The organism is Mesorhizobium sp. M7A.F.Ca.MR.245.00.0.0 (genome assembly GCF_003997415.1).
Lineage (GTDB): Bacteria > Pseudomonadota > Alphaproteobacteria > Rhizobiales > Rhizobiaceae > Mesorhizobium.
Window position 1 is genome coordinate 1 of sequence record NZ_RZTE01000079.1, and the last position, 7,202, is coordinate 7,202.

The following is a 7,202-nucleotide window of genomic DNA, read 5'->3' on the forward strand; positions in this document are numbered from 1 at the left end:
CTACTCCCCTACTCCCCTACTCCCCTACCTCGCATTTTCGGGGTTACATCAGTCAAAACTCTTCCCTATAAGGCCCTCCTAGCCTGATACCAGAATCGCGAGCACAACCGGCCGGGTCTTCCCGTCCCGGTTTTTTGTGCAAGCCGCCCGCCGAACGGACCTTTGACATGCCAAGACGCACTGACATCAAGTCGATCCTGATCATCGGGGCCGGCCCCATCGTCATCGGCCAGGCCTGCGAGTTCGACTATTCCGGCACGCAGGCCTGCAAGGCGCTGAAGGAGGAAGGCTTCCGCGTCATCCTGGTCAATTCCAACCCGGCCACCATCATGACCGACCCGGAACTGGCCGACGCCACCTATATCGAGCCGATCACGCCCGAAGTGGTCGCAAAGATCATCGCCAAGGAGCGGCCCGACGCGCTGCTGCCGACCATGGGCGGCCAGACCGCGCTCAACACCGCCCTGTCACTGCGCCGCATGGGAGTGCTCGAGCGCTACAATGTCGAGATGATCGGCGCCGATGCTACCGCCATCGACAAGGCCGAGGACCGCGCGCTGTTTCGCGAGGCGATGAAGAAGATCGGCCTGGAAACGCCGAAGTCGATGCTGGCCAACGCCACCGACGTCAAGAACACCGACCGCAAGATGCATGAGGCCGAGCGCGCCGCGGTCAAGGCCGAGGCGCCTGCCGATCTCGACGCCGCGCTTGACGCGCTGGAAACCCGCTGGAACCTCGGCGAAGGCGACCGCAAGCAGCGCTACATCAGCCATGGCATGGCGATCGCCGCCCAGGCGCTCGACCATGTCGGCCTGCCCGCCATCATTCGCCCGTCCTTCACCATGGGCGGCACCGGCGGCGGCATCGCCTATAACCGCGCCGAATTCTACGAGATCGTCCAGTCGGGCCTCGACGCCTCGCCGACCACCGAAGTGCTGATCGAGGAAAGCGTGCTCGGCTGGAAGGAGTACGAGATGGAGGTCGTTCGCGACAGAGCGGACAATTGCATCATCGTCTGCTCGATCGAGAACATCGACCCGATGGGCGTGCACACCGGCGACTCGATCACCGTCGCCCCTGCCCTGACGCTGACCGACAAAGAATACCAGATGATGCGCAACGCCTCGATCGCGGTGCTGCGCGAGATCGGTGTCGAGACCGGCGGCTCCAATGTGCAGTTCGCCGTCAACCCGGCCGATGGCCGCCTGGTGGTCATCGAGATGAACCCGCGCGTCTCGCGCTCGTCCGCTCTGGCCTCCAAGGCGACCGGTTTCCCGATCGCCAAGATCGCGGCAAAACTCGCCGTCGGCTACACGCTGGACGAGCTGGAGAACGACATCACCGGCGGCGCCACGCCGGCCTCCTTCGAGCCGTCGATCGATTACGTGGTCACCAAGATCCCGCGCTTTGCCTTCGAGAAATTTCCCGGCGCCGAGCCGGTGCTGACCACCGCCATGAAGTCGGTCGGCGAAGTCATGGCCATCGGCCGCACCTTCCAGGAATCGCTGCAGAAGGCACTGCGTGGACTTGAAACCGGCCTGACGGGTCTGGACGAGATCGAAATCCCCGGCCTCGGCTATGGTGCGGCGACGGCCAACCATGCCGACGACCGCAACGCCATCCGCGCCGCGCTCGGCACGCCGACGCCCGATCGGCTGCGCATGGTGGCGCAGGCGATCCGCATGGGCACCTCGCTGGAAGACGTCCACGCCATGTGCAAGATCGACCCGTGGTTCCTCGAACAGATCGCCGGCATCGTCGCCATGGAAGCCCGCATCCGCGAGCACGGCATCCCCGAGGATGCCGTCAATCTGCGCATGCTGAAGGCCATGGGTTTTTCCGACGCCCGCCTCGCGTCATTGACGAAAACAGACGTGGAAGTGATTGCGAAGATTCGCGAAAAGCTCGACGTTCATCCTGTTTATAAGCGCATCGACACATGCGCGGCCGAGTTCGCCTCGCCGACCGCCTACATGTACTCGACCTATGAAGTGCCGTTTGCCGGCGCGCTGGCCAACGAGGCGCAGGTCTCGTCGCGCAAGAAGGTCGTCATCCTCGGCGGCGGGCCGAACCGCATCGGCCAAGGCATCGAGTTCGACTATTGCTGCTGCCACGCCGCCTTCGCGCTGCGCGACGCCGGCTACGAAGCGATCATGATCAACTGCAACCCGGAGACGGTCTCGACCGACTACGACACGTCAGACCGGCTCTATTTCGAGCCGCTGACGGCCGAAGACGTACTGGAGATCCTGCGCGCCGAACAGGCGTCGGGCGAACTGGTCGGCGTCATCGTGCAGTTCGGCGGCCAGACGCCGCTGAAGCTGGCGGATGCGCTGGAGAAGGCCGGCATCCCCATCCTCGGCACCTCGCCCGACATGATCGATCTGGCCGAAGACCGCGACCGCTTCCAGAAGCTGCTGCACAAGCTCAACCTCAGCCAGCCGAAGAACGGCATCGCCTATTCGGTCGAGCAGGCCCGCCTGGTTGCCGGCGAGCTCGGCTTCCCCTTGGTGGTGCGCCCATCCTATGTGCTCGGCGGCCGCGCCATGCAGATCATCCATGACGAGGGCATGCTGCAGACCTATCTGCTCGACACCGTGCCCGGCCTGGTGCCGGAGGACATCAAGCAGAAATACCCCAACGACAAGACCGGCCAGATCAACACGCTGCTGGGCAAGAACCCGCTGCTGTTCGACACCTATCTCTCGGGCGCCATCGAGGTCGATGTCGACTGCCTCTGCGACGGCAAGTCGACCTTCGTCTCCGGCATATTGGAGCACATCGAGGAGGCCGGCATCCATTCGGGCGACAGCGCCTGCTCGCTGCCGGTGCACTCGCTGCCTTCGGAACTGGTCGACGAGCTGGAGCGCCAGACATCGGCCCTTGCCCGCGCGCTCAATGTCGGCGGGTTGATGAACGTGCAGTATGCGATCAAGGACGGCACGGTCTATGTGCTGGAGGTCAACCCGCGCGCCTCGCGTACCGTGCCCTTCGTCGCCAAGACCATCGGGCGGCCCATTGCGAAAATTGCCGCCCGCATCATGGCCGGCGAAAAACTGGAAGACGCCTTCGCCCATTACGGCGCCATGCCCGACCCGCGCAATCCCGGCCACATCGCGGTCAAGGAAGCCGTGTTCCCCTTCGCCCGCTTCCCCGGCGTCGACATCCTGCTCGGCCCGGAAATGCGCTCGACCGGCGAGGTCATGGGCCTCGACCGCGATTTTGCGCTGGCCTTCGCCAAGAGCCAGCTCGGCGCCGGCGTCGACCTGCCCCGCTCCGGCACGCTGTTCGTCTCGGTGCGCGACGAGGACAAGAAGGGCATCTTGCCGGCGGTGAAGCGCCTCGCCGGCCTCGGCTTCAAGGTGCTGGCGACGTCAGGCACCGCCCGCTTCCTCGCCGAAAACGGCGTCGACGCCCAGAAGATCAACAAGGTGCTGGAAGGCCGCCCCCACATCGAAGACGCCATCCGCAACCGCCAGGTGCAGATCGTCTTCAACACCACGGATGGCCAGAAGGCGGTGTCGGACTCCAAGTCGCTGAGGCGCGCGACGCTGATGCAGAAAGTGCCGTATTACACGACGCTGTCGGGTGCGGCGGCCGTGGCGGAGGCGATTGCGGCGCTGAAGGCTGGGAGCCTGGAGGTTAGGCCGCTGCAGGAGTACTTTGCGTGAAGTTTAAGGCTCCTTTGTTATCCGGTCCTGTTGCGAACCCTGAGATATCATTCCACTTGTGTCAGCATGCGAGGCGCATCGATAACTGCGGAGTCAGCTAGGCTAGCGGCGATGCTTTGCCTGCCGCCCAGATTTCGATTTCGCTGCGCTTTGCGAATCTCCCCAATCACCCAAAGTAATATAGCGGAAAAGCTTTTCTTCAGCCCGATCAAGCATCGAAGAGTAAACATTCCTCGAAAGAAATTTTACCCGCTCATAGTATTCTTTCGCAAATTTCTTAGCCAAGTCAGACTGCAAGTGCTTAACTAGCGCTCCAACATGTCCAAGCGACAATGTCACGATAGGATATTGGTCAATCTTCAAAGATTGCTGCGAATCCATCACGCTGAGGGTTTTTACGGCAATATCAATAAGGTCGCGCGTTACCGCATCATATTGCGCGCGCTGCCGTGCGGATCGCAGCTGTAGATCAGCAAGAGCGTGAACTGCGTATGGGTTACCGGAATAAGCGCTTATCGAACGCTGCATCATAGCAATGGCCTCAGTTAGATTGCCCTGCGCAGCCAAGTAAAGGCCGTATTGAAGCCAGTAATGCCCATCAAGCTGAAAGTCGGTTTCAAAATCAGAGTAGATCACAGACCCATCTTCATGGCGTCCGTTACGCTGCGTTATTTCGCTAACAAACGTGTGATTTAGTATGAATCTAAATAGCTGCGCGTCTTGCCTATGAACATGCTTAACAACAGGCATGTTATATTTTATATACGTTCTGAGAAGCTCCCTAATTGCATCACGTATGTCATCAAAATTAGCAACTTCGTCAAATATATGCCTAACGTAGAGGTCGTGCCTAGCAATTAAGCGCTTACTTTCTGTATAAGAAACTATTCCATCAAGTGCTTCCAAGGCCTTATCAAATGCCCTCGTAGGTTTTAACTTATAGTAGGCCTCACGGGCCACGTCCGCGCTCACCCCAATTCTGGCTAACGTTGACACACCAACGATCAGCAAAAGGCGCCTAGTGTCCGCGTCCGGGAGTTTTTCAAATTCATTCGTAATGATGTCATCGAAATTCTCAGAATCTGTCGCTTCTCGAAGAGCGATCAGTAGTTGGCTTTTCGATTTCGCCAGCTCAGCGTGTTGCTGCAATCGCGTCATCTTTCGGAAGCGCGGCGCAGGTACATATTCTACGAGACGATCGATCAACGGATCATAGTCCCGTCTTACAAATCGCTGGAACAAGGCCGGACGCGCGAATTCCCCCAGATATCGCGAAAGGTGCTCGTTCCATTCACCCGTGCGAGACGAGGAAACAACCGTTATACCACCGGATTTTATAGAGAGAAGAGAGTCCGAGAATCCGTCGCCATACACGAAAAGATCACCGGCAAAAACTATGCACCGCTCATGCAATCTATTCAGCAATGAGAACGCCTTGGTGGTGGACACCACATCTCTGCTCATCTCATAAATAGGCACGTCCGGATTGTCACTAGCGTAGTCGAGTATCGCCATCATCGTGGCGGTTGTCTTCCCGCTCCCGGCCTGCCCTGTTGCAACAAAAAGTCGATCGCCTCGTTCGATTGACTCAAAGAGCTCCTTTTTCAAACTTTCAAATGCCTCAAGACGAACGGGAACCTTGGAAGCCGCCAGCACCCAGCTCGGGGGAAAACCTTGGAGGAATTGCCGTCCCATTAGAGCCTCCTCGCCTGGACGCATCTGCTTCAAGCGCTCGGCGAGCATCCTAACAGAAATGGGATAAAGGGAGTGCGCAACGTCTATGTCTGAGGCTGTAATTGAGTTGAGCGCTGTAGCGCCAAATTCATTGGCCTTCGCCACTACTTCACGAGCATCGTTCCCCTTTGGAAATGCAGATTTGACCCAAGCTGCAAAGTCCTTGAGCGTGCCCTCGATATGCACCAACCCCTTTGACTTCAAACCTTCTTTTTTAATAGGAGATAGCTTATCTGGAGTCACCACGTACCCACGTCCAGAAGAGAACCGACCGTTGTTTTTCGCCCTCTCGATTTCCGATAGTAGAATCGGCTCATTTATCGACGTAGCAATGAATATTGGACACGACGAAATATAATCCTGCCCAGCTCGCTCATACCAGTAATTCTTATTACTTATAATGTGCCTAGAGTATTCGGTATCCGATAGGACAAATCCGTACTCAGGCTTATTGATATCTCCATGCAGGTGCACGACATGAAGGAAACGCGGACCTTCAAACTCGGCGGCGGAGTCAACCATACCATTGTAGTATCGACGAATTTGGGCAGTCTTTTTTTGGATGTTTTCTATCGAATCGTCATAATTAAATGTATATATTCGCTTCCAACAAACTTGCAGAAGAGATATTAATTCGTCAGACGGAAATGTGCCTTTGTATTCCCTAGCAAGAATCGAACCAATCTGAACATCACTCAGGTATTGACCTCGAACTGCGGATACTACTTCCGTCAGAGTTTCGGACTCGTACGGAAGTGCGGCGCGTTCAGCGAGCAGCTTGGCCAATGATCCACCGGTTTTAACGGGCTGACCATAGGAATTTTTAGATGAAACGGATGCACCAGCACCGAGAATAAGAAGCGCATCCCCTTGCATAATGCTCTTTATCAGAAATGCTTCGTCACCAAAATCCAACCGCATATTCCCCCCCCAGATTTTTTTCACTACTGCTCTTTTCGTGGCACAATCACTAACCTAACTCGATACAGTGTTCGATCCAGTTGCTGCCAGACGTTCCGATTCGACCCCATTGAACCGTTGACGTGTCATGAACGCTGCAAGCAGAATACAAGGTAGACTATTTAATTATTTGAATTTAAAGAATTTGTAAATAATGAAGATGATTCTTTAGATACTTCTCTAAAAGAAATTTATGGAACTGAATACAGGTCGTTTAAAAAATATAGATCAATAGAAAATAGCAGAATCTCATTAATATAAATTGTCAAATCGTACGAAGGTGTGCGATTCAGCAAGACAGGATCTGCGGAAGGTAACCCTTGCCGGAGCATCTCACGCGACAGCCACACACTCAATCTCGATATCAAACTCCATCGGCCAGGACGCCACCGGCACAAAACTCCGCGCCGGCGGGTTCGTCGTAAAATACTTCGCATAGACCCGGTTGATGGCGTTGTAGAAGCCGGAATTGACGGCGTAGATCCGCACCATCACCACATTGTCCAGCGAGGTGCCGGCCGCTTCCAGGCAATGTTTCAGCGCCTTCAGCGATGCCTCGGTCTGCACCTCGATGTCGCCGCGCACCATTTCGCCGGTCACCATGTCCACCGGCGGCGTCGCCGAGATGAACACGAAGCCATTGGCCTTCACAGCCGTCGAGCACGGCAGGCCAAGCGCCCGCACCTTGGCCGACATGACAGGCACTTCGATGATTTCTTTCTTCATGGCAAATCTCCCTTGTTTGCAGGGAGCTTATCCCCGCACTGGCGGAACGCCAGCGCCGTTCTTCCCTTCTCCCCTTGTGGGAGAAGGTGGATCGGCGCGATAGCGCCGAGA

3 protein-coding genes are annotated in these 7,202 nt (G+C 56.8%); 1 reads left to right on the plus strand and 2 read right to left on the minus strand.

The genetic code is table 11. The annotated features are described in order from the left end of the window. The first annotated feature begins 167 nt into the window (after window positions 1-167). Window positions 168-3,671, plus strand: a complete 3,504-nt coding sequence (carB, locus tag EOB80_RS33880; protein ID WP_127332321.1) for a carbamoyl-phosphate synthase large subunit — start codon at window positions 168-170, stop codon at window positions 3,669-3,671. Between the two features lie 102 nt (window positions 3,672-3,773). Here the strand turns inward: carB and EOB80_RS33885 are convergent, their stop codons facing one another. Continuing rightward, window positions 3,774-6,350 (minus strand): SIR2 family protein, encoded by a 2,577-nt coding sequence (locus tag EOB80_RS33885; RefSeq protein WP_127332323.1) that lies wholly within the window; start codon window positions 6,348-6,350, stop codon window positions 3,774-3,776. 348 nt (window positions 6,351-6,698) lie between these two features. Next, a complete protein-coding gene (locus EOB80_RS33890) occupies window positions 6,699-7,091 on the minus strand; it encodes a RidA family protein (RefSeq protein ID WP_127332325.1) in 393 nt (130 codons plus the stop codon). Between the last annotated feature and the right edge of the window lie 111 nt (window positions 7,092-7,202).

Bases quoted from the DNA above. Each gene is read 5' to 3' on its own strand.
- carB (WP_127332321.1), top strand. From the start codon at position 168: ATGCCAAGACGCACTGACATCAAGTCGATCCTGATCATCGGGGCCGGC.
- EOB80_RS33890 (WP_127332325.1), bottom strand. From the start codon at position 7,091: ATGAAGAAAGAAATCATCGAAGTGCCTGTCATGTCGGCCAAGGTGCGG.